This window comes from Klebsiella sp. CN_Kp066 (assembly GCF_040065135.1).
GTDB lineage: Bacteria > Pseudomonadota > Gammaproteobacteria > Enterobacterales > Enterobacteriaceae > Klebsiella > Klebsiella oxytoca.
The window spans coordinates 89,189-112,707 of sequence record NZ_JBEAIU010000002.1 but is presented as its reverse complement, the minus strand read 5'-3'; the positions used below and the strand labels follow the sequence as shown (position 1 = coordinate 112,707).

The 23,519-nt window shown below is 55.9% G+C and carries 24 protein-coding genes, 1 tRNA gene and 1 pseudogene; 19 read left to right on the top strand and 7 right to left on the bottom strand.

Going from position 1 to position 23,519, the window contains the following annotated elements:
- Positions 1-19: 19 nt before the first annotated feature.
- Positions 20-1,318 carry an inorganic triphosphatase gene (locus ABLV75_RS01515; RefSeq protein WP_134883727.1) on the bottom strand — a complete coding sequence of 433 codons (1,299 nt, stop codon included), beginning with the start codon at positions 1,316-1,318 and terminating at the stop codon, positions 20-22.
- Positions 1,319-1,532: 214 nt separating this feature from the next.
- Here ABLV75_RS01515 and ABLV75_RS01510 point away from each other — a divergent pair, with 214 nt between their 5' ends.
- Positions 1,533-2,153 carry a TIGR04211 family SH3 domain-containing protein gene (locus tag ABLV75_RS01510; RefSeq protein WP_004105876.1) on the top strand — a complete coding sequence of 207 codons (621 nt, stop codon included), beginning with the start codon at positions 1,533-1,535 and terminating at the stop codon, positions 2,151-2,153.
- A gap of 60 nt (positions 2,154-2,213) precedes the next feature.
- Positions 2,214-3,455, top strand: a complete 1,242-nt coding sequence (locus tag ABLV75_RS01505) for a multifunctional CCA addition/repair protein (RefSeq protein WP_004105877.1) — start codon at positions 2,214-2,216, stop codon at positions 3,453-3,455.
- Between the two features lie 10 nt (positions 3,456-3,465).
- On the opposite strand, the gene bacA is transcribed toward ABLV75_RS01505, so the two are convergent.
- Entirely contained in the window at positions 3,466-4,287 is an 822-nt protein-coding gene (bacA, locus tag ABLV75_RS01500) for an undecaprenyl-diphosphate phosphatase (protein WP_004105879.1), read from the bottom strand.
- Positions 4,288-4,489: 202 nt separating this feature from the next.
- Positions 4,490-4,873: a bifunctional dihydroneopterin aldolase/7,8-dihydroneopterin epimerase gene (gene folB, locus ABLV75_RS01495; protein WP_004105881.1), complete on the bottom strand. Its 384-nt coding sequence runs from the start codon at positions 4,871-4,873 to the stop codon at positions 4,490-4,492.
- Positions 4,874-5,094: 221 nt separating this feature from the next.
- On the opposite strand from folB, the gene plsY reads away from it, so the two are divergent.
- Positions 5,095-5,715, top strand: a complete 621-nt coding sequence (plsY, locus tag ABLV75_RS01490; RefSeq protein WP_004105883.1) for a glycerol-3-phosphate 1-O-acyltransferase PlsY — start codon at positions 5,095-5,097, stop codon at positions 5,713-5,715.
- A gap of 207 nt (positions 5,716-5,922) precedes the next feature.
- On the opposite strand, the pseudogene ABLV75_RS01485 reads toward plsY, so the two are convergent.
- Positions 5,923-6,006, bottom strand: a pseudogene (locus tag ABLV75_RS01485) (short-chain dehydrogenase); the annotation flags it as partial.
- Between ABLV75_RS01485 and ABLV75_RS01480 the strand changes: the two are divergent.
- The 8 genes from ABLV75_RS01480 to ABLV75_RS01445 all read left to right on the top strand — a co-directional run bounded on the left by ABLV75_RS01480 (position 5,996) and on the right by ABLV75_RS01445 (position 12,698).
- Positions 5,996-6,820 carry an urease accessory protein UreD gene (locus tag ABLV75_RS01480; protein ID WP_004115638.1) on the top strand — a complete coding sequence of 275 codons (825 nt, stop codon included), beginning with the start codon at positions 5,996-5,998 and terminating at the stop codon, positions 6,818-6,820. The pseudogene ABLV75_RS01485 and the gene ABLV75_RS01480 sit on opposite strands and share 11 nt — an antisense overlap.
- Before the next feature lie 9 nt (positions 6,821-6,829).
- Complete coding sequence (locus ABLV75_RS01475) at positions 6,830-7,132, top strand: urease subunit gamma (protein WP_004105887.1); 303 nt, start codon at positions 6,830-6,832, stop codon at positions 7,130-7,132.
- Between the two features lie 9 nt (positions 7,133-7,141).
- Positions 7,142-7,462 (top strand): urease subunit beta, encoded by a 321-nt coding sequence (locus tag ABLV75_RS01470; RefSeq protein ID WP_004105889.1) that lies wholly within the window; start codon positions 7,142-7,144, stop codon positions 7,460-7,462.
- Positions 7,455-9,158, top strand: coding sequence for an urease subunit alpha (gene ureC / locus ABLV75_RS01465; RefSeq protein ID WP_016808009.1), 1,704 nt, complete (start codon positions 7,455-7,457; stop codon positions 9,156-9,158). The genes ABLV75_RS01470 and ureC overlap by 8 nt, the downstream gene beginning before the upstream one ends.
- 9 nt (positions 9,159-9,167) lie before the next feature.
- On the top strand, positions 9,168-9,638 hold the full coding sequence (gene ureE / locus ABLV75_RS01460; protein ID WP_004105893.1) for an urease accessory protein UreE: 471 nt from the start codon (positions 9,168-9,170) through the stop codon (positions 9,636-9,638).
- Entirely contained in the window at positions 9,639-10,313 is a 675-nt protein-coding gene (locus tag ABLV75_RS01455; protein WP_064356506.1) for an urease accessory protein UreF, read from the top strand.
- Between the two features lie 8 nt (positions 10,314-10,321).
- Complete coding sequence (gene ureG, locus ABLV75_RS01450) at positions 10,322-10,939, top strand: urease accessory protein UreG (RefSeq protein WP_064356505.1); 618 nt, start codon at positions 10,322-10,324, stop codon at positions 10,937-10,939.
- Positions 10,940-11,090: 151 nt separating this feature from the next.
- Positions 11,091-12,698, top strand: coding sequence for a cytosine permease (locus tag ABLV75_RS01445; protein WP_210614316.1), 1,608 nt, complete (start codon positions 11,091-11,093; stop codon positions 12,696-12,698).
- 47 nt (positions 12,699-12,745) lie between these two features.
- Here the strand turns inward: ABLV75_RS01445 and tsaD are convergent, their stop codons facing one another.
- Positions 12,746-13,759, bottom strand: a complete 1,014-nt coding sequence (gene tsaD / locus ABLV75_RS01440; protein WP_004105903.1) for a tRNA (adenosine(37)-N6)-threonylcarbamoyltransferase complex transferase subunit TsaD — start codon at positions 13,757-13,759, stop codon at positions 12,746-12,748.
- A gap of 237 nt (positions 13,760-13,996) precedes the next feature.
- On the opposite strand from tsaD, the gene rpsU reads away from it, so the two are divergent.
- The 5 genes from rpsU to ABLV75_RS01415 all read left to right on the top strand — a co-directional run bounded on the left by rpsU (position 13,997) and on the right by ABLV75_RS01415 (position 20,192).
- Entirely contained in the window at positions 13,997-14,212 is a 216-nt protein-coding gene (rpsU, locus tag ABLV75_RS01435; RefSeq protein WP_001144069.1) for a 30S ribosomal protein S21, read from the top strand.
- 233 nt (positions 14,213-14,445) lie between these two features.
- Positions 14,446-16,188 (top strand): DNA primase, encoded by a 1,743-nt coding sequence (gene dnaG, locus ABLV75_RS01430; RefSeq protein WP_004115647.1) that lies wholly within the window; start codon positions 14,446-14,448, stop codon positions 16,186-16,188.
- A gap of 149 nt (positions 16,189-16,337) precedes the next feature.
- A complete protein-coding gene (gene rpoD, locus ABLV75_RS01425) occupies positions 16,338-18,182 on the top strand; it encodes an RNA polymerase sigma factor RpoD (protein ID WP_004105908.1) in 1,845 nt (614 codons plus the stop codon).
- Between the two features lie 241 nt (positions 18,183-18,423).
- A complete protein-coding gene (locus tag ABLV75_RS01420; RefSeq protein ID WP_064356504.1) occupies positions 18,424-19,068 on the top strand; it encodes a TetR/AcrR family transcriptional regulator in 645 nt (214 codons plus the stop codon).
- Positions 19,065-20,192, top strand: coding sequence for a hypothetical protein (locus ABLV75_RS01415; RefSeq protein ID WP_032745322.1), 1,128 nt, complete (start codon positions 19,065-19,067; stop codon positions 20,190-20,192). Before ABLV75_RS01420 ends, ABLV75_RS01415 begins: the two co-directional genes overlap by 4 nt.
- On the opposite strand, the gene mug is transcribed toward ABLV75_RS01415, so the two are convergent.
- Entirely contained in the window at positions 20,189-20,695 is a 507-nt protein-coding gene (gene mug, locus ABLV75_RS01410; RefSeq protein WP_004105914.1) for a G/U mismatch-specific DNA glycosylase, read from the bottom strand. The two genes, ABLV75_RS01415 and mug, sit on opposite strands and share 4 nt — an antisense overlap.
- 124 nt (positions 20,696-20,819) lie before the next feature.
- Here mug and ABLV75_RS01405 point away from each other — a divergent pair.
- A tRNA-Ile gene (locus ABLV75_RS01405) sits at positions 20,820-20,895 on the top strand.
- A gap of 96 nt (positions 20,896-20,991) precedes the next feature.
- On the opposite strand, the gene ABLV75_RS01400 is transcribed toward ABLV75_RS01405, so the two are convergent.
- Complete coding sequence (locus tag ABLV75_RS01400; protein WP_071530277.1) at positions 20,992-21,315, bottom strand: DUF1889 family protein; 324 nt, start codon at positions 21,313-21,315, stop codon at positions 20,992-20,994.
- Positions 21,316-21,858: 543 nt separating this feature from the next.
- Here ABLV75_RS01400 and ABLV75_RS01395 point away from each other — a divergent pair.
- Together ABLV75_RS01395 and dhaT are read left to right on the top strand one after the other, a co-directional pair.
- Positions 21,859-22,284 carry a heme-binding protein gene (locus ABLV75_RS01395; RefSeq protein ID WP_004105919.1) on the top strand — a complete coding sequence of 142 codons (426 nt, stop codon included), beginning with the start codon at positions 21,859-21,861 and terminating at the stop codon, positions 22,282-22,284.
- 24 nt (positions 22,285-22,308) lie between these two features.
- Positions 22,309-23,472, top strand: coding sequence for a 1,3-propanediol dehydrogenase (gene dhaT, locus ABLV75_RS01390; RefSeq protein WP_053064437.1), 1,164 nt, complete (start codon positions 22,309-22,311; stop codon positions 23,470-23,472).
- Positions 23,473-23,519 lie beyond the last annotated feature (47 nt).

Here is a 23,519-nt window from a genome sequence, read left to right as displayed (position 1 = left end):
GGGGCTCCCTGGCCTGAAATTATCGTTTTCCACTATGCAGCCAGAACGGCTCTGCAGCCAGCGCCTGGCGACGAAAATATTCGATAACGCTGCTGTCATTATGCGCAATCGCCCGGCGGGTTTCTTGCCAGTTTTCCAGCCACGGCGCGGCAGCACCGGCATAGGCGCCGGATAACAGCTGAACGGTGTCAATTTCGCGGGTCAGACGCGGAAGCTGATCGGCATAACCGTCAGCGGACGGCTGACGAAAAGCGTTTTTCAGCTCCGCCGCCGCCCTGGAGAGCTGAATATCCGCAAAGCGTTTAAACGATCCGGCAATTTTCTGCTCTCCGGCTGCGTTCAGGAAAGGACGCCAGCCGCGGTTAACCAGCAGATCGGTGAGCGCCAGCTTCGCTCTGACGGTCGCCACGCTGAAAAGCGCCGCCTGGGTCGTTTCGGCTTCCGCCAGCGCCGCCTCGGCTTCGCTCAGACGCTCACGCAGCAGCGTGGTGGCTTTGCGCGGGACAATACCGCCAAACAGTACCAACGCGTGCCTCACGCGGGCGATAGCGTGCAAAATCTCCGCTTTCGCTTTCGCATTGCCGCGATTGAGGACTTCATCATGATATAGCCAGTGCGCCAGCGCGCTTTCCAGCGCCGCCTCCAGCCCCTGTTCGACGCTGGCTTTCGGCGCGACGCGAAGGATCGTTAACGCGGTCAGCGGGCGTTCTTCGTTGCCCTGCGCCAGATGATAACCACGCGCCGCTTTGCTCAGGCTTCCCTGACGCAGTACGCCGGTATCCAGCAGACGGCGGGCAAGGGTCAGAATATCCTGTGTATTACCGGACAGAAGCTCCAGCTCCAGCTCGCAAATGGGTTCCTGATGCTCGCCGGCTTTGACTTCGCCGCGATCGAGTGCGATTTCAATTTCGCTGTCGCCTTCTTTGACCACCCATCGCTCACGCTCAAAATCGGTGCTGAAAAGCGGCTGTACGTTCTCAGCAAGCTCCGCCGGCAGTTCACCCTGCGGCCAGACTTCAGCCGGAAGCTTTTCCAGCGCCAGCTCAGGGCTTTCCAGCGGAATGTTATATTCCGGACGCTGATGCAGCCCGCCGACGACGCGCCCGGCGATTTTCAGCGTCATCTCATAGCGCCCCTGGTCGCCGCGAACGCGCAGCCCCATGTCGTGGCGGCGCAGCCAGTTATCCGCCGTTTCATAGTAAATATTCAGTAATTGACCCGCGGGCGTGTGCTTTGCCTCCAGCGTATTGAGGTGCTGACGCAGCGCGTCAACGCCATTCTGATCAACGATAAACTTTAATTCGATTTCTTGAGCCATGACTGAATTCTTCCGCTTATATGCTGTGCCGGGAAATTGCGGCGAACTAACAACGATATTTCTTGTCAGTAAATAGTATTTTGCGGCGAATCGCCATGCAATGCGCATTTTGCCGGGCCACCTGATGGATGATTCCGATTGTGGCGGAAAACTTTGCGTCGCTTCGGCGATGCCACTACTATCGTTCAACTTTTTATGACCAAACGATGACCTGATGCCAAAATTACGCCTTATTACATTGACTTTGCTGGCGCTGAGCGCCGCCACGGCGGTTCACGCGGAAGAAAAACGTTACGTTTCAGATGAACTGAATACCTGGGTGCGCAGCGGTCCGGGCGATAACTATCGCCTTGTGGGCACCATCAACGCCGGCGAAGAAGTCGCAGTGCTGCAAACTAACGACAGCACTAACTATGCTCAGGTGCGCGACAGCAGCGGCCGTACCGCCTGGATCCCCTTGAAAGAGCTGAGCAACGAGCCCAGCCTACGCACTCGCGTGCCGGATCTGGAAAACCAGGTAAAAACCCTGACCGATAAACTGAATAACATTGATACCACCTGGAACCAGCGCACGGCGGACATGCAGAAGAAAGTCGCCGGTAGCGATGCCGTCATCAACGGCCTGAAAGAAGAGAATCAAAAGCTGAAAAATGAGCTGGTTGTCGCGCAGAAGAAGGTGAACGCCGCAAATCTGCAGCTTGATGACAAACAGCGCACCATTATCATGCAGTGGTTTATGTACGGCGGCGGCGTGCTGGGCGTCGGCCTGATTCTGGGACTGGTGTTGCCGCACCTGGTACCGAGCCGCAAGCGCAAAGACCGTTGGATGAACTAATTCGTCTTCTCTGCCAGACTTACGTATCATCGTAAGAAAATGAAGACGGGAGAGTAAGGCGTGAAGGTTTATCTGGTCGGTGGTGCAGTACGAGATGCGTTATTAAGGCTACCGGTTAAAGACAAAGATTGGGTCGTGGTTGGCGCCACGCCTCAGCAACTCCTCGACGCGGGCTACCAGCAGGTAGGCCGTGATTTTCCCGTGTTCCTTCATCCGCAAAGCCGTGAAGAGTATGCCCTGGCGCGCACCGAGCGCAAGTCCGGTTCCGGTTACACCGGTTTTACCTGCTATGCCGCCGCTGACGTTACCCTTGAGCAAGACCTGCTGCGCCGCGATCTGACGATCAATGCGCTGGCCCAGGACGCCGACGGTCAGATTATCGATCCCTACGGCGGCCAGTCTGATTTACGCCAGCGCCTGCTGCGCCACGTCTCGCCCGCCTTTAGCGAGGATCCGCTACGCGTTCTGCGCGTGGCGCGTTTTGCCGCCCGCTACGCGCATCTGGGGTTTCGTATCGCCGATGAAACCATGGCGCTGATGCGCGCAATGGCCGATGCCGGTGAGCTTGCGCATCTCACGCCGGAGCGGGTATGGAAAGAGACGGAAAGCGCCCTTACCACCCGCAACCCACAGGTCTTCTTCCAGACCTTACGCGACTGCCGCGCGCTCAAGGTGCTGTTCCCGGAAGTCGACGCCCTTTACGGCGTACCGGCTCCGGCTAAATGGCACCCGGAAATCGACACCGGCCTGCACACCCTGATGACCGTCACCATGGCGGCGATGCTGTCACCCGAAATCGACGTACGTTTCGCTACCCTGTGCCACGACCTCGGGAAAGGACTGACGCCAAAAGAGCTCTGGCCGCGTCATCATGGTCACGGCCCGGCTGGCGTAAAGCTGGTCGAACAGCTCTGCGCCCGTCTGCGGGTACCCAACGAGCTGCGCGATCTGGCAAAGCTGGTCGCCGAGTTTCACGATCTGATTCACACCCTGCCCATGCTGCAGCCAAAAACGCTGGTCAAGCTGTTCGATAATATTGATGCCTGGCGCAAGCCGCAGCGGGTCAGGCAAATCGCCTTGACCAGTGAAGCCGACGTGCGCGGGCGCACCGGTTTTGAGGCCTGCGATTACCCTCAGGGTCGCCTGCTGCTGGAAGCCTGGGACGTTGCCCGAGCGGTCTCAACAAAAGAGGTCGTTGCGGAAGGGTTTCAGGGAATTGAGATTCGTGAAGAGCTGACGCGTCGGCGGATTCAGGCCGTCGCCCGCTGGAAAGAAAAGCGTTGCCCCCAGCCGCAGGACTGAGGGCTGGCGCTTAGAAGAAGACCACGTACACCGCTGCCGCGACGATAAAGCGATAGATGGCGAACGGGATAAACGAAATACGTTTAATCAGCTGCAGGAAGGTTTTAATCGCAATCAGCGCGACGATAAACGCCGTGATAAAACCGACGGCAAACATCGGAATATCGCTGGCGTTGAGGAAACCAATACTTTTGTACATATCCAGTACGGTCGCGCCCATCATCATCGGCACCGCCAGCAGGAATGAGAACTCAGAGGCCGCATAGCGGCTTACGCCCATCAGCATCCCGCCGGAAATTGTCGCCCCGGAACGCGAGAAGCCCGGCCACAGCGCCAGACACTGGAAACAGCCGATCACGAACGCCTGACGATAGGTCATATCATCAATGCCCACCGCGCGGGGCTGTTTTGGCTTCAGCACTTCCGCTGCGATCAGCAGCACGCCGCCGACAATCAGCGCGTACATCACGTTTATCGGGTTAAACAGAGACTTGATGGTATCGTGGAAAATCAGCCCCAGCACTACCGCCGGGATCATCCCCAAGAGAATATGGATAAGCGACAGGCGACCGCTGCCCTGGCCTTCATGCTCGGGCTTTTTGCCGAAATGAATACCGATAAGGCCGAACAGACGACGCCAGAACATCACAACAACGGCAAGAATGGAACCAAGCTGAATCACTACTTCAAACGTATTTGCGGTATCGCCTTCAAAACCCAGCAGATGACCGACAATAATCATATGACCAGTACTGGAAACAGGTAAAAACTCGGTCAAACCTTCAACCACACCCAATATTGCCGCCACCAGCAGCGAGTGTATATCGCTCATCCAATTAAACCCTTTAAAAAGTAATATGAAAAAAACCAGAAACGAATAACCAGGCTATCAGGCTTCAATATTGGCCACGGACAGCGCGCAGAAACGGGAGCGTACAGGTTGTACGCGCGGCTTTCGGGCGCTTCCCGGGGACAAAACGGCAAATAAAATAGCCTGATGGTCGGATTCTATGACCGGTATAAACACAATTTGTTTAACGAGTATGACCTGAAAAGTTTTGTTTCAGATTAAGGCCACGTTCAATCACGACGCCAACGTTGGCCGCCCGGGCTACCGCGCCAGGCTTGCTGACTTTAATACGCACCCATGGAGATTGAAACTTTTCAAGCAGCAGGTCAGCAATTTCTTCCGCCACGCGCTCGACCAGCGCAAAGCGCCCGCCTTCAACGTGGTTGATGACCGCCTCGCTGATATCAGCATAGCTGAGACAATCGCTGACATCATCGCTGGCCGCCGCTTTGCGGTTATCCCACGCCATTTCGATATCGAACACCAGCTTCTGTTCAATGGTTTGTTCCCAGTCATAAACACCAATAGTGGTGATTACCGAAAGTTGCTCTATAAATACAATATCCATCACGACCTGCCTGCTTTTTGGCTAAACCGGATACCACTTCCGGCCAATTATGCGTATTATCCACAGATGCAAAGACATCCCCTAAATAATTTGCGTTGCAGGAAGAGAGCGACGCGGCAAGGCCCCAGGAGCATAGCATCGCTATGGGTCTCTGCGAGCCAATGCGCGGATAACGCGCAGCGCACCGGGGATAAAACGACACTTTCAAAATGGAACAGCTGATGAGTGCAATCGCGCCTGGACTGGTTATCCTCGCCTACCTCTGCGGCTCAATCTCCAGCGCCATTCTCGTTTGCCGCCTCGCTGGCCTTCCCGACCCTCGCGACAGCGGCTCCGGCAATCCAGGGGCGACTAACGTCCTGCGAATTGGCGGCAAGGGCGCAGCCGTAGCGGTGCTTATTTTTGACGTACTGAAAGGCATGCTGCCGGTCTGGGGAGCGTGGGCGCTAGGCCTGACGCCGTTCTGGCTCGGTCTGGTGGCCATTGCCGCCTGCGTAGGCCATATCTGGCCGGTATTTTTTAACTTTCGCGGCGGTAAAGGCGTGGCGACCGCTTTCGGAGCCATCGCCCCTATCGGCTGGGATCTCACCGGCGTGATGGCCGGAACCTGGCTGCTTACGATTCTGCTCAGCGGCTACTCCTCGCTGGGGGCGATCGTCAGCGCGCTGATCGCGCCGTTCTATGTCTGGTGGTTCAAACCGCAGTATACTTTCCCGGTTTCGATGCTCTCATGCCTGATTCTGCTGCGCCATCACGACAACATTCAGCGTCTGTGGCGGCGTCAGGAAACCCGCATCTGGACCCGGTTCAAAAAGAAGAAAAAAACGCCGGAGCAGAAATAACCTTTGCTTCGACGCAACTTCGCGGCAAGGCGGTGAGTGAGTCCCGATGAGCTTACTCCAGTCAGTGATTCGGGCGAACGACAAATCTGCCGGGAGCAGATTTGAACGTCGCTTGCGACGGCCCGCCAGGGCGAGGCCCATGGATGGGCCGAGTAGCCCGTAGCCAACGCGGCTGCGGCTCGAAGTATGACGGGCATAAGCTTTTCATATGACCGGGATGATCCCCCCCCGATCAATACTCTTCGCTGCTGTTTTATCTTGATTTTGCAGGGGCGCGACATTGCACGGCACGGTGTTACCACAGAATAAAAAAGGCTGGCAGGCCACGCTGGACCTCCGCTTTCAGCTTCTTGGCGGGAAAACAACGCTCGCCTCCCGTCGTCATGTCGGTCCACTCACCGTTCAGCGTCCGTTTTATCCCGAAGAAGAGACCTGCCACCTCTATCTGCTTCATCCGCCCGGCGGTATCGTCGGCGGCGATGAACTCACCATCAGCGCCACGATTGAGTCCGATTGCCATACGCTGATCACCATGCCCGGCGCCAGCAAGTTTTATCGCAGCAGCGGCGCGCAGGCGCGGCTTCTGCAAACCCTGACGCTGGGCGATAACGCAACGCTCGAGTGGTTGCCGCAGGATGCCATTTTCTTTCCCGGCGCTCACGCCGCTTTGCATACTGCGTTTCACCTCTCCTCCTCCAGCACGCTGCTGGCCTGGGACCTGCTATGTCTTGGCCGTCCGGTCATCGGCGAAACCTTTAGCCACGGCGCGCTCGCCAACCGGCTGGAGGTGTGGGTCGACGGCTCTCCGCTGCTGATTGAGCGCCTGAACCTGGCCGATGGAGAGCTGGCCTGTATCGCGCAGCAGCCATGGGTGGGAACAATGCTGTTCTACCCGGCGAACGAGACGCTGCTGGAAGGCGTACGCGAAAAACTTACGCCGCTGGCAAACTATGCCGGCGCGACGCTCACCGACGGCCTGCTGACGGTACGCTTTTTAAGTGACGATAATCTGCGTTGTCAGCGGGCGATGCGCGATATCTGGCAGTTTATGCGCCCGCACCTGACCGGCAAATCTCCGGTACTCCCCCGAATCTGGCTGACTTAAGAGAACGCTATGGAACTGACACCCAGAGAAAAAGACAAACTGTTGCTGTTTACCGCTGCGCTGGTGGCGGAGCGTCGCCTGGCCCGCGGCCTGAAGCTCAACTATCCCGAATCCGTGGCCCTGATTAGCGCCTTTATTATGGAGGGCGCGCGCGACGGCAGAAGCGTCGCAGAGCTAATGGAAGAAGGGCGCCACGTCCTGAGCCGCGAGCAGGTCATGGAAGGCGTACCGGAAATGATCCCCGATATCCAGGTCGAAGCCACCTTTCCGGACGGCTCGAAGTTGGTTACCGTCCATAACCCGATAATCTGAGGTAGCGCGATGATCCCAGGAGAATATCAGGTTAAACCGGGCCAGATAGCGCTTAACGTCGGCCGGGCTACCTGCTGCATTATCGTTGAAAATCACGGTGACCGGCCGATTCAGGTCGGCTCCCATTATCACTTCGCCGAGGTCAACCCGGCGCTGAAGTTCGATCGCCAGCAGGCAACGGGCTACCGTCTCAATATCGCGGCCGGAACCGCAGTGCGCTTCGAGCCGGGCCAAAAGCGCGAGGTGGAGCTGGTAGCGCTGGCCGGAGCCCGCGTCGTGCACGGTTTTCGCGGCGAAATAATGGGTGAGCTGGAGGCAAATGATGAGTGAGATTTCACGTCAGGCCTATGCCGACATGTTCGGCCCCACCACCGGCGATAAAGTTCGCCTGGCGGACACCGAGCTGTGGATCGAGGTTGAAGATGATTTGACCACCTACGGCGAAGAGGTCAAATTCGGCGGCGGTAAAGTGATCCGCGACGGTATGGGACAGGGGCAGATGCTTTCCGCCGGGTGCGCGGATCTGGTGCTGACCAATGCCCTGATCGTCGATTACTGGGGGATCGTTAAAGCCGATATCGGCGTCAAAGATGGAAGGATCTTCGCCATCGGCAAAGCCGGCAACCCGGATATTCAACCCAACGTCACGATCCCGATCGGCGCGGCCACGGAAATTATTGCCGCAGAAGGCAAGATCGTCACCGCCGGCGGCGTCGATACGCATATTCACTGGATCTGCCCGCAGCAGGCGGAAGAAGCGCTGGTCTCCGGCGTCACCACCATGATCGGCGGCGGGACCGGCCCGGCGGCGGGTACCCACGCCACGACCTGCACCCCGGGTCCGTGGTACATCTCGCGGATGCTGCAGGCTGCGGACAGCCTGCCGGTCAATGTCGGCCTGCTGGGTAAAGGCAATGGCTCGAATCCGGATGCGCTGCGTGAGCAGGTCGCGGCCGGGGTTATCGGCCTGAAAATTCACGAAGACTGGGGCGCGACGCCAGCGGCAATCAACTGCGCGCTGACCGTAGCCGACGAAATGGACGTTCAGGTTGCGCTGCACAGCGATACCCTTAACGAGTCGGGATTCGTTGAGGATACCCTGGCGGCCATCGGCGGGCGTACTATCCATACTTTCCATACCGAAGGCGCGGGCGGCGGCCATGCGCCAGATATTATTACCGCCTGCGCACACCCCAATATTCTGCCCTCGTCGACTAATCCGACGCTGCCCTACACCGTCAACACCATTGACGAGCATCTGGACATGCTGATGGTTTGCCATCATCTCGACCCGGATATCGCCGAGGACGTGGCGTTTGCCGAATCGCGCATTCGGCGGGAAACCATCGCCGCGGAAGACGTCCTGCACGACCTGGGCGCCTTCTCCCTTACCTCGTCCGATTCGCAGGCCATGGGTCGCGTCGGCGAAGTGGTGTTACGTACCTGGCAGGTGGCGCACCGGATGAAAGTTCAGCGCGGCCCGCTGGCGGAAGAGAGCGGCGATAACGATAACTTCCGCGTGAAGCGCTATATCGCCAAATACACCATTAATCCGGCGTTAACCCACGGTATCGCCCATGAAGTCGGTTCGATTGAAGTGGGGAAACTGGCGGATCTGGTGCTGTGGTCCCCGGCATTCTTCGGCGTAAAACCGGCGACGATCGTCAAAGGCGGCATGATCGCCATGGCGCCGATGGGCGACATCAACGCATCTATCCCGACGCCGCAGCCGGTGCACTATCGCCCGATGTTCGGCGCGCTGGGCAGCGCTCGTCACCGCTGCCGTTTGACCTTCCTGTCGCAGGCGGCGGCGGAAAACGGCGTCGCTGAACGGCTGAACCTGCACAGCGCGACGGCGGTGGTTAAAGGCTGCCGCACGGTACAAAAAGCCGATATGCACCACAACGGCCTGTTGCCCAATATTACCGTGGATTCACAAACCTACGAGGTGCGCATCGACGGCGAACTGATAACCAGCGAACCGGCGGACGTGTTACCCATGGCGCAACGTTATTTCCTGTTTTAAGGAGCGCAAATGCTTTATTTGACCCAGCGGGTAGAGACCCCGGCGCAGGCCACGGCCAGCGTTACCCTGCCGATTGACGTGCGGGTAAAAAGCCGTATTAAAGTCACCCTCAACGATGGCCGTCAGGCGGGCCTGCTGCTGCCGCGCGGTCTGCTGCTGCGCGGCGGCGATATTCTCAGTAACGAAAACGGCAGCGAATTCATTGAAGTGATTGCCGCCGATGAAGCCGTTTCGGTCGTGCGCTGCGAGGATCCTTTTATGCTGGCGAAAGCCTGCTATCACCTCGGCAATCGCCATGTCCCGCTGCAGATTATGCCCGGCGAGCTGCGCTACCATCACGACCACGTCCTGGACGATATGCTGCGCCAGTTTGGCCTGGCCGTGGATTTCGCGCATCTGCCGTTTGAACCGGAAGCCGGCGCCTACGCCAGCGAGTCGCACGGCCATCATCATCATCACAATCACGAGCACAGCCACTAAATGCCGACGCCGGAAAAACGTCTGCGGCTGATGCAGCTTGCCAGCAGCAGCCTCCCGGTTGGCGGCTACAGCTGGTCCCAGGGGCTGGAGTGGGCGGTGGAAGCGGGCTGGGTAGCGGATACCGCCGCCTTTGAGCGCTGGCAGCTGCGGCAGATGGAGCAGAGCTTTTTTACCGTCGACCTGCCGCTGTTTGCCCGGCTCTACCGGGCCTGCGAAGCGGGCGATCTGGACTGTGCCCGGCGCTGGACCGCTTATCTGCTCGCCTGCCGGGAAACCCGCGAGCTGCGCGATGAAGAGCGCAACCGCGGCGCAGCCTTCACCCGGCTGCTGGCCGACTGGCAGCCGGACTGCCCGCCCGAGTGGCGCAAGCTGTGTCAGCAAAGCCAGTTAACCGGTATGGCGTGGCTTGGCGTACGCTGGCAAATAGCCATTCCTGATCTGGCCCTGAGCCTTGGCTATAGCTGGATTGAAAGCGCGGTGATGGCGGGCGTCAAGCTGGTGCCCTTCGGCCAGCAGGCGGCCCAGCAGTTGATTCTGCGCCTGTGCGACCGCTATGCGGCGGACATGGACAGCGCCCTTGCGGCCCCGGATTGCGCAATCGGTTCGGCGACGCCGCTTGCGGCTATCGCTTCCGCGCGACACGAAACCCAGTATTCCCGACTATTCCGTTCTTAGGAGAAGATATGAACATGATTAAGCAACCGCTGCGCGTCGGCGTCGGCGGCCCGGTCGGCTCCGGAAAAACCGCGCTGCTGGAAGCCCTCTGCAAAGCCATGCGCGACACCTGGCAGCTGGCGGTGGTGACCAACGATATCTACACCAAAGAAGATCAGCGCATTCTCACCGAAGCCGGCGCCCTGGAGCCAGAGCGAATTGTCGGCGTCGAAACCGGCGGCTGCCCGCATACCGCCATTCGCGAAGACGCATCGATGAACCTGGCCGCAGTGGAAGCGCTAAGCGAGAAATTCGGCAATCTCGATCTGATCTTTGTAGAAAGCGGCGGCGATAACTTGAGCGCGACCTTCAGCCCGGAGCTGGCGGATCTCACCATCTACGTCATCGACGTGGCGGAAGGGGAAAAGATCCCGCGCAAAGGCGGGCCGGGGATCACCAAATCCGACTTCCTGGTGATCAACAAAACCGATCTTGCACCGTACGTGGGCGCGTCTCTTGAAGTGATGGAGCGCGATACCCTGCGCATGCGCGGCGAACGTCCGTGGAGCTTCACCAACCTGAAAAGCGGCGACGGCCTGCAAAATATCATCGCCTTTATCGAAGACAAAGGCATTCTTGGCAAATAACCTCTGCACCATCCCGACGCAAAGATGTCGGGATGGTGCATACCCTGCCCTCTCTTTAGCCATCCCCTTCATGAAGCCCTGACAGCGCCTGCCCTGCGATGTGGCATAAGGTTTGCTAATTCCAGTCATGCCCAACCATTAAGGAATGACTATGTCATCACTGGATATAAAAACTGATTTACCTGCGCAAACCAGTGCCTCCGGCTCCAAAGAAACGCTGGAAGACTATACGCTTCGCTATGCCCCGCTGAGCTTTCGCCGCTGGGGACCAGGGGTTGTCGCGGTGACGGCATTAGGCGGTATCGCCTACCTGGCCGACTTTTCTATCGGCGCCAGCATCGGCATGGCCTGGGGCACCACCAATGCGATTTACGCGATCCTGCTAGCGGCACTGGTTATTTTTCTTACCGGTATTCCGCTGGCGATTACCGCCGCGCGCTATAACATCGACCTCGACTTAATCACCCGCAGCGCCGGTTTCGGCTACTTTGGCTCGGTGATCACCAGCATTATCTTTGCCGGATTTACCTTTATCTTTTTCGCCCTCGAAGGCTCGATTATGGCGCAGGGGCTGCTGGTGGGCTTAGGGATCCCGCTGTGGATGGGCTACCTCATCGCCACCCTGATGGTATTGCCGCTGGTGGTCTACGGCATGAAGGCGCTGACTCGCCTTCAGGTCTGGACGACGCCGCTGTGGCTGGTCCTGATGGTGGTTCCGGTGGCCTGGCTTATCGCCAAAGACCCGGATCTGGTGGATGGGTTTATGAACTTCGCCGGTAAAAACCACGCAACAACGGTAGATTTAACCGCCATTATGCTCGGCGCGGGGGTATGCCTGTCGCTGATCATGCAGATTGGCGAGCAGATCGACTACCTGCGCTTTATGCCGCCGAAGACCGCAGAAAACAGCAAAAGCTGGTGGCTGGCGGTGTTCTCCGCCGGTCCGGGCTGGGTCGTGTTAGGTGCGATTAAACAGATTATCGGCGCTTTTCTCGGATTCTATCTGCTGACCCGCTTCCCGGCGGTGCACAACACCGAACCGGTACAGCAGTTCGTCAGCGTCTTCGATAACCTGGTTCCCGGCTGGCTGGCGCTCACCCTCGCGGTGGTGCTGGTGGTTATCTCGCAGATAAAAATAAACGTCACTAACGCCTATTCCGGCTCGCTGGCGTGGACCAGCGCCTGGACGCGCACCACCAAACGTTATCCGGGGCGAATTATTTTCGTCATCGTCAACCTGACGATTGCTCTCGCCCTGATGGAGGGCGACATGTTTAGCGCTCTGGCATGGATCCTCGGCTTCTACTCTAACTTTGCCATCGCCTGGGTGGTGGTGGTCGCCACCGATATCACCGTCAATAAAGGGGTGCTGAAGCTGGCGCCGGCGCAGCCGGAGTACCGCCGCGGGATGATCTACAACGTCAACCCGGTAGGCGTAGTCTCTTTTGCCCTCGCGGCAGGCCTTTCGATTAGCGCCTTCTTCGGCCTGTTAGGCGACACCCTGGCGCCGTTCTCGCCGCTGATCGCGCTGGCGGTAGCGTTCGTGATGACGCCGGTCATGGGAATCGCCACCCGCGGGCGCTATTACATTAAACAGCGCGATGACGGTATCGCCGAGCCGCGCTACGATGCGCAGGGTAATGCGTCGATCACCGTTTACCGCTGCCTGAGCTGCCGGGAAGAGTACGAACGTCCTGACGTGATGCATTCGCATAAACATCAGGGGGCGATTTGCTCGCTGTGTAAGAGTATGGAATAAGTCGAGAAGGCAGGCCGACAGGACGTCGGCCTGTAAAACAGCAGAAATTATGCCGCCGGAAGTTCAGCCAGCGGCCAGCGCGGACGAACGGTGACGCCCAGCTCCGCTTTTGCCCCGGAACGCAGACGAACCATACCCGCATAGGCAATCATCGCACCGTTATCGGTACAGAATTCAGGACGGGCATAGAAGACTTCCCCGCCGCGCTTTTTCATCATTTCCGCCAGCTTCGCGCGCAGCGTACGGTTAGCGCTGACGCCGCCAGCCATCACCAGCCGTTTAAAGCCGGTTTGCTCCAGCGCCCGGCGGCACTTGATCATCAGCGTATCCACGACCGCGTCTTCGAAAGCGCGGGCGATATCGGCGCGCGTCTGGTCGTCATCGCCGTTGCTGCGAATGGTGTTCGCGGCAAAGGTCTTGAGGCCAGAAAAGCTAAAATCCAGCCCGGGACGGTCGGTCATCGGGCGCGGAAAGACAAAACGCCCTTCGGTGCCCTGGGAGGCCATCTTCGACAGCATCGGGCCGCCAGGGTAATCCAGGCCGAGCAGTTTAGCCGTCTTATCGAAGGCTTCCCCTGCCGCGTCGTCAATCGACTCGCCTAACAGCTCATACTGGCCAATACCGGTGACGCTAATCAGCTGGGTATGGCCGCCGGAAACCAGTAGCGCGACAAACGGATACTGCGGCGGATTATCTTCCAGCATCGGCGCCAACAGATGCCCTTCCATATGGTGCACCGGGATCGCCGGCACGTTCCAGGCGAAGGCCAGCGAGCGGCCTACCGTCGCGCCGACCAGCAGCGCGCCAACCAGGCCTGGGCCCGCCGTATACGCAACGGCATCAATATCTTTTGCCGTCATCCCGGCCTCTTTGAGCGCCGCCTGAATCAGAGGGACGGTTTTACGCACGTGGTCGCGCGAGGCGAGTTCAGGCACCACGCCGCCGTAGTCAGCATGCAATTTCACCTGACTATACAGCTGGTTGGCTAACAGACCTTTTTCGTCGTCATAAATGGCGATGCCGGTTTCATCGCAGGATGTTTCAATTCCCAGTACACGCATGGCTAGTTTTACCTCGTTTCAATACCGCGCAGTGTAGGACCAATGCGGGTTGATGTAAAACTTTCCTCACCCCTGGCGCTCACTTCGTGTATACTCCCTGTCCTTATAAAAGTCCCTTTCAAAAATCGCGTCGGTGCTTTACAAAGCAGCAGCAATTGCAGTAAAATTCCGCACCATTTTGAAATAAGCTGGCGTTGATGCCAGCGGCAAACCGAATTTATCAAAGGTGAGAGTTACATGCCGGTAATTAAAGTACGTGAAAACGAGCCGTTCGACGTAGCGCTGCGTCGCTTCAAACGTTCATGCGAAAAAGCAGGTGTTCTGGCGGAAGTTCGTCGTCGTGAGTTCTATGAAAAACCGACTACCGAACGTAAACGCGCTAAAGCTTCCGCAGTGAAACGTCACGCGAAGAAACTGGCTCGCGAAAACGCACGCCGCACTCGTCTGTACTAATCTGTTGGGAGCCAGGCTCTCAATTCAGACCGAGTTGTAGTTGTAAGGCCGTGCTTCCGAAAGGAATGCGCGGCTTATTTTCGTTTATGCATTAGCATATACACCCAATCATTCAAGATGCATCAAGGCGGCAAGGGAGTAAGTCCCCGGAGCTTACTGAAGTAAGCGACAGGGGTGAACGAGCGAAGCCAACGCAGAGGCAGTTTGAAGAGGAAGTGTATACAACGGGGCATATGGCTGGACGAATTCCACGAGTATTTATCAATGACCTGCTGGCGCGCACCGATATCGTCGATCTGATCGACGCGCGGGTGAAGCTGAAAAAGCAGGGCAAGAATTATCACGCGTGCTGTCCGTTCCATAACGAAAAAACCCCCTCTTTCACCGTCAACGGTGAAAAACAGTTTTACCACTGCTTTGGCTGCGGTGCGCACGGCAACGCTATCGACTTCCTGATGAACTACGACAAGCTCGAGTTCGTGGAAACCGTCGAAGAGCTGGCTGCTATGCATAATCTTGAAGTGCCGTATGAAGCCGGAACGGGCCTGAGTCAGATAGAGCGCCATCAGCGGCAAAATCTCTATCAGCTAATGGAAGGGTTAAATGACTTTTATCAGCAATCCTTCACCCAACCTAATGCCGAACCTGCGCGCCAGTACCTGGAGCAACGCGGCCTGAGTGCCGAAGTTGTCCAGCAGTTTGCTATTGGTTTTGCGCCGCCAGGCTGGGATAACGCATTAAAACGTTTCGGCGGTAATGTCGACAACAGGAAACTGCTGCTCGATGCCGGAATGCTGGTCAATAATGACCAGGGAAGAACTTACGACCGTTTCCGCAATCGCGTGATGTTTCCGATTCGCGACAAACGAGGCCGGGTGATTGGATTTGGTGGTCGCGTACTGGGTAACGATACGCCGAAATACCTCAACTCCCCGGAGACCGATATTTTCCATAAGGGCCGCCAGCTTTACGGCCTTTATGAAGCGCAGCAGCACCAGGCAGAACCACCGCGGTTGCTGGTTGTCGAAGGGTATATGGATGTCGTCGCTCTGGCGCAGTACGGTATTAACTATGCCGTTGCATCGCTGGGTACATCGACCACGGCCGACCACATGCATATATTATTCCGTGCGACGAACAACGTAATTTGCTGTTACGACGGCGACCGCGCCGGTCGAGATGCCGCATGGCGTGCGCTGGAAACGGCAATGCCGTACATGACCGATGGTCGTCAGCTACGCTTTATGTTCCTGCCCGATGGTGAAGATCCGGATACGCTGGTACGTAAAGAGGGTAAAGAGGCTTTTGAAGCACGGATGGAGCAGGCTCAGCCGCTCTCCATGTTTTTATTTAACAGTCTCTTACCGCAGGTCGATCTGAGTTCGCCGGATGGCAGTACGCAGCTGGCCGCACTAGCGCTGCCGCTCATTAGCCAGGTGCCTGGCGATGCGCATCGTATTCAGCTGCGCCAGATGCTGGGCCTGAAGCTGGGCATTTTTGATGATACCCAGCTTGATCGTTTAATGCCGAAACAGGCAGAAAGTGGCGTCGTACGCCCGGCTCAGCAGATAAAACAGACGCCTATGCGTATACTTATAGGACTGCTGGTGCAGAATCCCAATCTGGCGCCGCTGGTGCCCCCTTTGCAGGGGCTGGCGCAGAGCAAATTACCGGGACTCAGCCTCTTCTCCGAGCTGGTGAACCTCTGTGTTGCGCAGCCGGGCCTGACCACGGGGCAGCTATTAGAGAACTATCGCGGGACTAGTGAATACTCAACACTTGAAAAACTCTCAGCCTGGAACGATATAAGGGATGAGAATGTTGAAAAAATGTTCACCGACACGCTAAACCGAATTTTTGATGCAATGCTTGAACAGCGGCAAGAAGAGTTGATAGCTCGCGACCGCACTCACGGTTTAAGCAGTGAAGAACGCCGGGAGTTCTGGGAAATCAGACAAGCCCTGGAAAAAAAATGAATTTAACGGCTTAAGTGCCGAATATCGTTCGGGAAGACCCCGACAGCCGCGCGAGGCGCAGCGGCAAAAATATAAGTACGCCCTCGCTTTAAATGTTGGCAGTTCATCTGCTTACACCAATCAAACGAATTAAGTGTGGATACCGTCTTATGGAGCAAAACCCGCAGTCACAGCTGAAGCTTCTTGTCCAACGTGGTAAGGAGCAAGGCTATCTGACCTATGCCGAGGTCAATGACCATCTGCCGGAAGATATCGTCGACTCCGATCAGATCGAAGACATCATCCAAATGATCAACGACATGGGCATTCAGGTGATGGAAGAAGCACCGGATGCCGATGATCTTTTGCTTGCTGAAACTAACAACAATACTGACGAAGATGCGGAAGAAGCTGCGGCGCAGGTTCTCTCCAGCGTTGAGTCTGAAATCGGACGCACTACCGACCCGGTGCGCATGTACATGCGTGAAATGGGTACCGTCGAACTGCTGACGCGCGAAGGCGAAATCGACATCGCTAAACGTATCGAAGACGGTATTAACCAGGTGCAGTGCTCGGTTGCTGAATACCCGGAAGCCATCACCTATCTGCTGGAGCAGTACGATCGCGTTGAGGCGGAAGAGGCGCGTCTGTCCGATCTGATCACCGGTTTTGTTGACCCGAACGCCGAAGAAGACATGGCGCCAACGGCGACGCACGTCGGTTCTGAACTCTCTCAGGAAGAGATGGATGACGACGAAGACGAAGATGAAGAAGAAGACGACGACAGCAGCGATGATGACAACAGCATCGATCCTGAGCTGGCGCGCGAGAAATTCGCCGAGCTGCGCACGCAGTACGAACTGACCCGCGATACCATCAAAGCGAAAGGTCGTAGCCACGCCGCAGCGCAGGAAGAGATTCTCAAGCTGTCTGAAGTGTTCAAACAGTTCCGCCTGGTGCCGAAGCAGTTCGATTACCTGGTTAACAGCATGCGCATCATGATGGATCGCGTTCGTACTCAAGAACGTATCATCATGAAGCTGTGCGTTGAGCAGTGCAAAATGCCGAAGAAAAACTTCATCACTCTGTTTACCGGCAACGAAACCAGCGAAACCTGGTTCAATGCGGCCATCGCGATGAATAAGCCGTGGTCAGAAAAGCTGCTTGACGTGAAAGAAGACGTTCAGCGCGGCCTGATGAAACTGCAGCAGATTGAACAAGAGACCGGCCTGACCATTGAGCAGGTAAAAGATATCAACCGTCGCATGTCCATCGGTGAAGCGAAAGCGCGCCGCGCGAAGAAAGAGATGGTTGAAGCGAACCTGCGTCTGGTTATCTCGATCGCCAAGAAATACACCAACCGCGGTCTGCAGTTCCTCGATCTGATCCAGGAAGGTAACATCGGTCTGATGAAAGCGGTAGATAAGTTTGAATACCGTCGCGGCTACAAGTTCTCCACCTACGCAACCTGGTGGATCCGTCAGGCGATCACCCGCTCTATCGCAGACCAGGCGCGCACCATCCGTATTCCGGTGCATATGATTGAGACTATCAACAAGCTCAACCGTATTTCCCGCCAGATGCTGCAGGAGATGGGCCGCGAACCGACACCGGAAGAGCTGGCCGAGCGTATGCTGATGCCGGAAGATAAAATCCGTAAGGTGCTGAAAATCGCCAAAGAGCCGATCTCCATGGAAACGCCGATTGGCGACGATGAAGATTCGCATCTGGGAGATTTCATCGAGGATAACACCCTCGAGCTGCCGCTGGACTCTGCCACCACTGAGAGCCTGCGCGCCGCCACCCATGACGTTCTGGCTGGCCTGACCGCCCGTGAAGCAAAAGTCCTGCGTATGCGCTTTGGTATTGACATGAATACCGATCACACGCTGGAAGAAGTGGGTAAACAGTTCGACGTAACCCGCGAACGTATCCGTCAGATCGAAGCGAAGGCGCTGCGTAAATTGCGCCATCCGAGCCGTTCTGAAGTGCTGCGTAGCTTCCTCGACGATTAATCATCGCCGCTTAGCGCAAAAAAGCCAGTCAACTGACTGGCTTTTTTTATGGCTAATCGCAAATCATTCTTTTAATAAATATTAATACCTGCATCCAGAAATTATCAATATATATCCGGGTCATATTCTTATTATTTAATACCATAAAGCCAAACAACTGGACTCATAGTTTTATATTTGTACTATTAGTTCATAAATCGCACTTAATGGACAACGCGAATCTAAATAATAGGGATATTCAATGAATAGCAAACGAAAGATTCAGCTGGCTGATTTTAATAGAACGGTTATTCTGGCCACCGCTAATACGTTATTTCTTAACCATGGTATAGAAGGAACGACCATGGATGAGATTGCGCACGAAGCCGGATTCAGTAAAACCACGCTTTATACCTACTTTGACAGTAAACAGGATATTGTCGATCACCTTATTCTCGATGGAATGGAGCGCTTTCACCAGGAGGTGGTTAAAATAGTCAGCCGGCAGGCCCCCTTCCGCGAGTTTTATCATGAGCTTTGCCAGTCGTTGGTTGCTATCCACGACTCCGGCATCGTCTATTTCCCCGGCATTACCGGGAAAATAGGTTGCTCAGAAAAAGAGATGAAAAATAATAAAGTACTGACTAATATCTATATGCTCGGCGAGGAGATTAATCATATTATCGCCGGAGAAATTTCCCGCGCGGCAGCAAACAAAGAGCTTCAGTTAAATGCTCCAATGGCAGACGTCATGATGCTGTTCTGGCTCTGCCTGACCGGGCTGATAGAGAAATCAGCAAGTAAAGAAGCCTATATTTTGCGGCATCTTGAGAAGGACCGAAAATCCTTTCTTAACTTCGCTTTTGACGCTTTATTATTAATGATAGAAAAAGGCGCGAGTCGATGATAAAGAAAATATTTCTGTCCTTACTAATAGGTATGATAGTGGTTTGCGCCTGTGCCTATCATAAAGCGAAGCCCCTGCGCCTGACCAAAGATCTTTCACTACCATTTGCGCTGCCAACCGAACAGCGCCATATAGTGTATTACGCCTCGCTGGCGCCAAATGCGCATAATACTCAGCCCTGGCAGATTCGCTATAACCCGGACGCACGGCGATTCACCCTGGCGTTCGACCGCAGTAAAGCCCTCCCGCATATCGACCCGGCGGGGCGAGAAGCCAGTATTTCTCTGGGCGCGTTCCTGGAGAACTTCCGCCAGGCAGCCGCCGCATTTGGCATGCGGGCGGAAATAGACATTTTACCGGCGATGGCGCGCAATGGTGATGTTGCCCGCATGACGTTAAGCCCCCTCCACCGCGCCTCTTCTCTCAAACAGCCCGCCGTGCTGAAGTTAATTGAGCGCCGGCACACCGACAAACGTCCGTTTCAGGATATTGCCCTTGCGCCCCGCGATCTCGCTGCCCTGCTCAAACAGCACCAGCCGTATTTAAATTATTATCCACGCGGCAGCGCCGGGTTTAATAAGCTTGAGAGTTTTGCCATCCAGGCAGCAAAGGCTCAGGCGCTCGATGCGGCCAAAAGAGCGGAGTTCGCTCACTGGCTGCGCTTTTCCAACGAAGAGGCCCGCCGGTTGAAAGACGGCCTGCCCGCAGAACAGTTAGGCATCACCGGGATAAAAAAACTGCTCTATTACTCATTTTTCGATCGGCAAAAAGCCCAGGGAGAATCCTTCGCCGCGGAAAGCATCAGTAAAACGGCCAGCAGCGTAGCGCAAAGCGCCGGATTTTTTATCATCGGCGGAGAAGAAACCTTTCCGCTGATGTTGCGCAGCGGCATGAATCTGCAGGCCTTCTGGCTGGATGCCGTCCGCTACGGCATCTCTGTTCAGCCGGTGAGCCAGATGCTGGAGGATAAAGCGTTCCGTAAACAGCTGGCGGAAACCTTAGGCTTAAGCCAGCCGCCGCAAATGATCCTTCGCGCAGGCTACGTTGACGACTATGGCGAAAATAATAGAATTCGCCGTCCTATCGGCGAATTTACCCGCCTGGAACCGCCCGGGGCGAATTAAAGCCCTCGCGTTGCCAGCGCCTCGTCAAGCTCCCGGTAGGCCTCCACCAGCTTATCCAGCGTCGCCCGGTTGAGCCCGCTGGGATTTGGCAACACCCATACTTCCGTCGCGCCTATGGTCACCTGCTGTTTGCCCCATTTTACGCCGCGTACCTGAAACGCTTTCTCGAAAGCCTGTTTACCGAGGATCGCCAGCGCGCGCGGCTGATACTCTTCCATTTTCCTCACCAGCTCTCTTCCGCCATCGCGGAGCTCCAGCAGCGCGACCTCGCTGGCCTGTACCGTCGGGCGCTCGACTAGCATGGTAATCCCGCAGCGGGTATCCAGCAGCTGCAGCTCCTCTTCGGGTTTCAGAAGACGGTCGGTAAACCCGGCCTGATGAATCACCTTCCAGAAGCGATTTCCCGGATGGGCGAAATGAAAACCGGTATGGGCGGAAGACTTCCCCGGATTGATACCGCAAAAGACCACCCGCAGGTCCGGCGCCAGAATATCGTTGATCATGTTTTCCCCAGCTCAATACCTAAAAGGTAATTATAAAGGATTGAAAATGCGTTGTTTATAAAAACAGCAGGCGTGCGTTTTAGGCTGGATTGCGGGCAACAGTTACTTTATAATCCTTCGCCACGGCCCCTTAGCTCAGTGGTTAGAGCAGGCGACTCATAATCGCTTGGTCGCTGGTTCAAGTCCAGCAGGGGCCACCAGATACAGCAAGGGCTGGCGAGAAATCGTCAGCCCTTTTTGCGTTTTGCGGCTCCTGTATAGCGCCACGTCTTATGGTGAATATGGCGACAGGCGGCTTACGCCAGCGCCTGCAGCTGTTCGCGCATATAAGCAGTAAAGTATTCTGGGTTTTTGATAATAATGCGGTTGCCAGAGGCAATTTTGTCCGCCCATCCGGCTACTTTTTGCGTGAACCCGGCACTCCACCCCTCCTTCTCACCACGGGCCGTGACCTGCGCAGCGCTGGCCGGTACGCCTAGTTCATGCAAATACTTCAGGATCCCCTTAGCGGTACTTTCATCCATAGTATTCGGCACCGGTAACGATGTGTTCATACCACCAATAAAATCCAGGGCTTTATCGATTGCTGTTGGCATGCTCTTATCCTTAAAATTAACCACGTAATGAACATGTTTATAATATGGACCCAACTCCGTCGGGATATCAAAGAGATCGTTGCCTTTCTTTGATTCAGGCCCCAGCTAAACGCTTGCGTGGCGCTTTTCTGCTCGACTAATGCGGCGTTTTGCTCCCCTCCACGCCGCGCGCTCGCATCACGGTGCGATGCCCGCTGAGTAAAGAGGCAGAAAAACTTCACCCTGCGCGACGGCTTATCGATAAACTCGCCTTCTTCTCGCCGTTAATCAGCAAAAAGAGATGTAAAGCCGTAAGTTAAGCAAATTAATTTCGTTCCAGTCTGGCACAGATTAAAAAAAAGAAGTTCCATGATGAAACATGCAAAAGAAGATTAATAACAAACTGTGATACAGCTAAACGATCGTTATCAAAAAACAGCCTGCGGTAATAAAAAACTCAATTAGATAGTATTTTTCTCGCTATTGACTTAATAACCTGCGGCGAGAGAATAAGCCCGCAAACAGCAGTTGAAATATGTGCCTGCGATAATTATCGCGTTCCAGCCCTGGATATTAACAGGAGAGATTATGGATAAGATCAAACACATCGCCACTATCACGCTGGCGGCTGCAAAAGAAATGGCTACTGCCGTTGAGGCGAAAGCCCTTGAAATGAACGTGCCGGTGGTCTTTGCCGTTGTTGACCGCGGCGGAAATATGCTCCTGATGCAGCGTATGGATGAGGCATTTATAACCAGCTGCGATATTGCGCTCAATAAAGCCTATACGGCATGCGGCCTGCAAAAAGGCACTCATCAAATTACAGCGTTAGTCCAACCGGGCGCACCGCTATATGGATTACAACTCACCAACCAGCAGCGAATCATTCCTTTTGGCGGCGGCCTGCCAGTTATTTTTAACGAGGAAGTCATCGGCGCCGTTGGCGTGAGCGGCGGTACCGTCGAACAGGACATGTTATTAGCCGAAACGGCTCTGAAGGGTTTCTCTAAATAATAAATCCAACCAGGAAGATATATTATGAGCTATCGTATGTTTGATTATCTGGTGCCAAACGTGAACTTTTTTGGTCCCAATGCTGTTTCTGTCGTCGGCGAACGCTGTAAGCTGCTGGGCGGTAAAAAAGCGCTGCTGGTCACCGATAAAGGTCTGCGGGCCATCAAAGACGGCGCGGTGGATAAAACTCTCGGCTATCTGCAGGAAGCCGGTATTGAGGTGGTGGTTTTTGATGGCGTCGAGCCAAATCCAAAAGACACCAACGTGCGCGATGGCCTGGCGGTCTTTCGTCAAGAACAGTGCGATATTATCGTCACCGTCGGCGGCGGTAGCCCTCATGACTGCGGTAAAGGGATTGGTATCGCGGCTACCCACGAAGGGGATCTTTACCGCTATGCCGGCATAGAAACCCTGACTAACCCACTGCCGCCGATCGTCGCGGTGAATACCACCGCCGGTACCGCCAGCGAAGTGACCCGCCACTGCGTACTGACCAACACCCAAACAAAAGTGAAGTTCGTTATCGTCAGCTGGCGTAACCTGCCCTCGGTCTCCATCAATGACCCGCTGCTCATGCTTGGCAAACCGGCCCCGCTGACCGCCGCAACCGGCATGGATGCGTTAACCCACGCCGTGGAGGCCTATATTTCCAAAGATGCCAACCCGGTCACCGATGCCGCCGCGATCCAGGCCATCCGCCTGATCGCCCGGAACTTGCGCCAGGCCGTCGCGCTGGGCAGCAACCTGCAAGCCCGCGAAAACATGGCCTACGCTTCCCTGCTGGCGGGAATGGCTTTCAATAACGCCAACCTCGGTTACGTTCACGCCATGGCCCATCAGCTTGGCGGCCTGTACGATATGCCGCACGGCGTGGCGAACGCGGTTCTGTTGCCGCACGTTGCGCGCTACAACCTGATCGCCAATCCGGAAAAGTTTGCCGACATCGCCGAATTTATGGGAGAAAACATCCACGGACTTTCAACCATGGACGCCGCCGAGTCGGCCATTTGCGCCATCGCCCGCCTCTCTTCCGATATCGGCATTCCGCAGCATCTGAGCGAGCTGGGAGTTAAAGAGGCTGACTTCCCCTATATGGCGGAGATGGCCTTGAAAGACGGCAACGCCTTCTCAAATCCGCGCAAGGGTAACGAGAAAGAGATTGTCGCTATCTTCCGCCAGGCTTTCTGATAGAGCGATCGCTAACGCCGCGAACAAGTACCATCGCGGCGTCAGGC

Bases quoted from the DNA above. Each gene is read 5' to 3' on its own strand.
- ABLV75_RS01515 (WP_134883727.1), bottom strand. From the start codon at position 1,318: ATGGCTCAAGAAATCGAATTAAAGTTTATCGTTGATCAGAATGGCGTT.
- ABLV75_RS01510 (WP_004105876.1), top strand. From the start codon at position 1,533: ATGCCAAAATTACGCCTTATTACATTGACTTTGCTGGCGCTGAGCGCC.
- bacA (WP_004105879.1), bottom strand. From the start codon at position 4,287: ATGAGCGATATACACTCGCTGCTGGTGGCGGCAATATTGGGTGTGGTT.
- folB (WP_004105881.1), bottom strand. From the start codon at position 4,873: ATGGATATTGTATTTATAGAGCAACTTTCGGTAATCACCACTATTGGT.
- plsY (WP_004105883.1), top strand. From the start codon at position 5,095: ATGAGTGCAATCGCGCCTGGACTGGTTATCCTCGCCTACCTCTGCGGC.
- ABLV75_RS01475 (WP_004105887.1), top strand. From the start codon at position 6,830: ATGGAACTGACACCCAGAGAAAAAGACAAACTGTTGCTGTTTACCGCT.
- ABLV75_RS01470 (WP_004105889.1), top strand. From the start codon at position 7,142: ATGATCCCAGGAGAATATCAGGTTAAACCGGGCCAGATAGCGCTTAAC.
- ureC (WP_016808009.1), top strand. From the start codon at position 7,455: ATGAGTGAGATTTCACGTCAGGCCTATGCCGACATGTTCGGCCCCACC.
- ureE (WP_004105893.1), top strand. From the start codon at position 9,168: ATGCTTTATTTGACCCAGCGGGTAGAGACCCCGGCGCAGGCCACGGCC.
- ABLV75_RS01455 (WP_064356506.1), top strand. From the start codon at position 9,639: ATGCCGACGCCGGAAAAACGTCTGCGGCTGATGCAGCTTGCCAGCAGC.
- ureG (WP_064356505.1), top strand. From the start codon at position 10,322: ATGAACATGATTAAGCAACCGCTGCGCGTCGGCGTCGGCGGCCCGGTC.
- ABLV75_RS01445 (WP_210614316.1), top strand. From the start codon at position 11,091: ATGTCATCACTGGATATAAAAACTGATTTACCTGCGCAAACCAGTGCC.
- tsaD (WP_004105903.1), bottom strand. From the start codon at position 13,759: ATGCGTGTACTGGGAATTGAAACATCCTGCGATGAAACCGGCATCGCC.
- rpsU (WP_001144069.1), top strand. From the start codon at position 13,997: ATGCCGGTAATTAAAGTACGTGAAAACGAGCCGTTCGACGTAGCGCTG.
- dnaG (WP_004115647.1), top strand. From the start codon at position 14,446: ATGGCTGGACGAATTCCACGAGTATTTATCAATGACCTGCTGGCGCGC.
- rpoD (WP_004105908.1), top strand. From the start codon at position 16,338: ATGGAGCAAAACCCGCAGTCACAGCTGAAGCTTCTTGTCCAACGTGGT.
- ABLV75_RS01420 (WP_064356504.1), top strand. From the start codon at position 18,424: ATGAATAGCAAACGAAAGATTCAGCTGGCTGATTTTAATAGAACGGTT.
- ABLV75_RS01415 (WP_032745322.1), top strand. From the start codon at position 19,065: ATGATAAAGAAAATATTTCTGTCCTTACTAATAGGTATGATAGTGGTT.
- mug (WP_004105914.1), bottom strand. From the start codon at position 20,695: ATGATCAACGATATTCTGGCGCCGGACCTGCGGGTGGTCTTTTGCGGT.
- ABLV75_RS01395 (WP_004105919.1), top strand. From the start codon at position 21,859: ATGGATAAGATCAAACACATCGCCACTATCACGCTGGCGGCTGCAAAA.
- dhaT (WP_053064437.1), top strand. From the start codon at position 22,309: ATGAGCTATCGTATGTTTGATTATCTGGTGCCAAACGTGAACTTTTTT.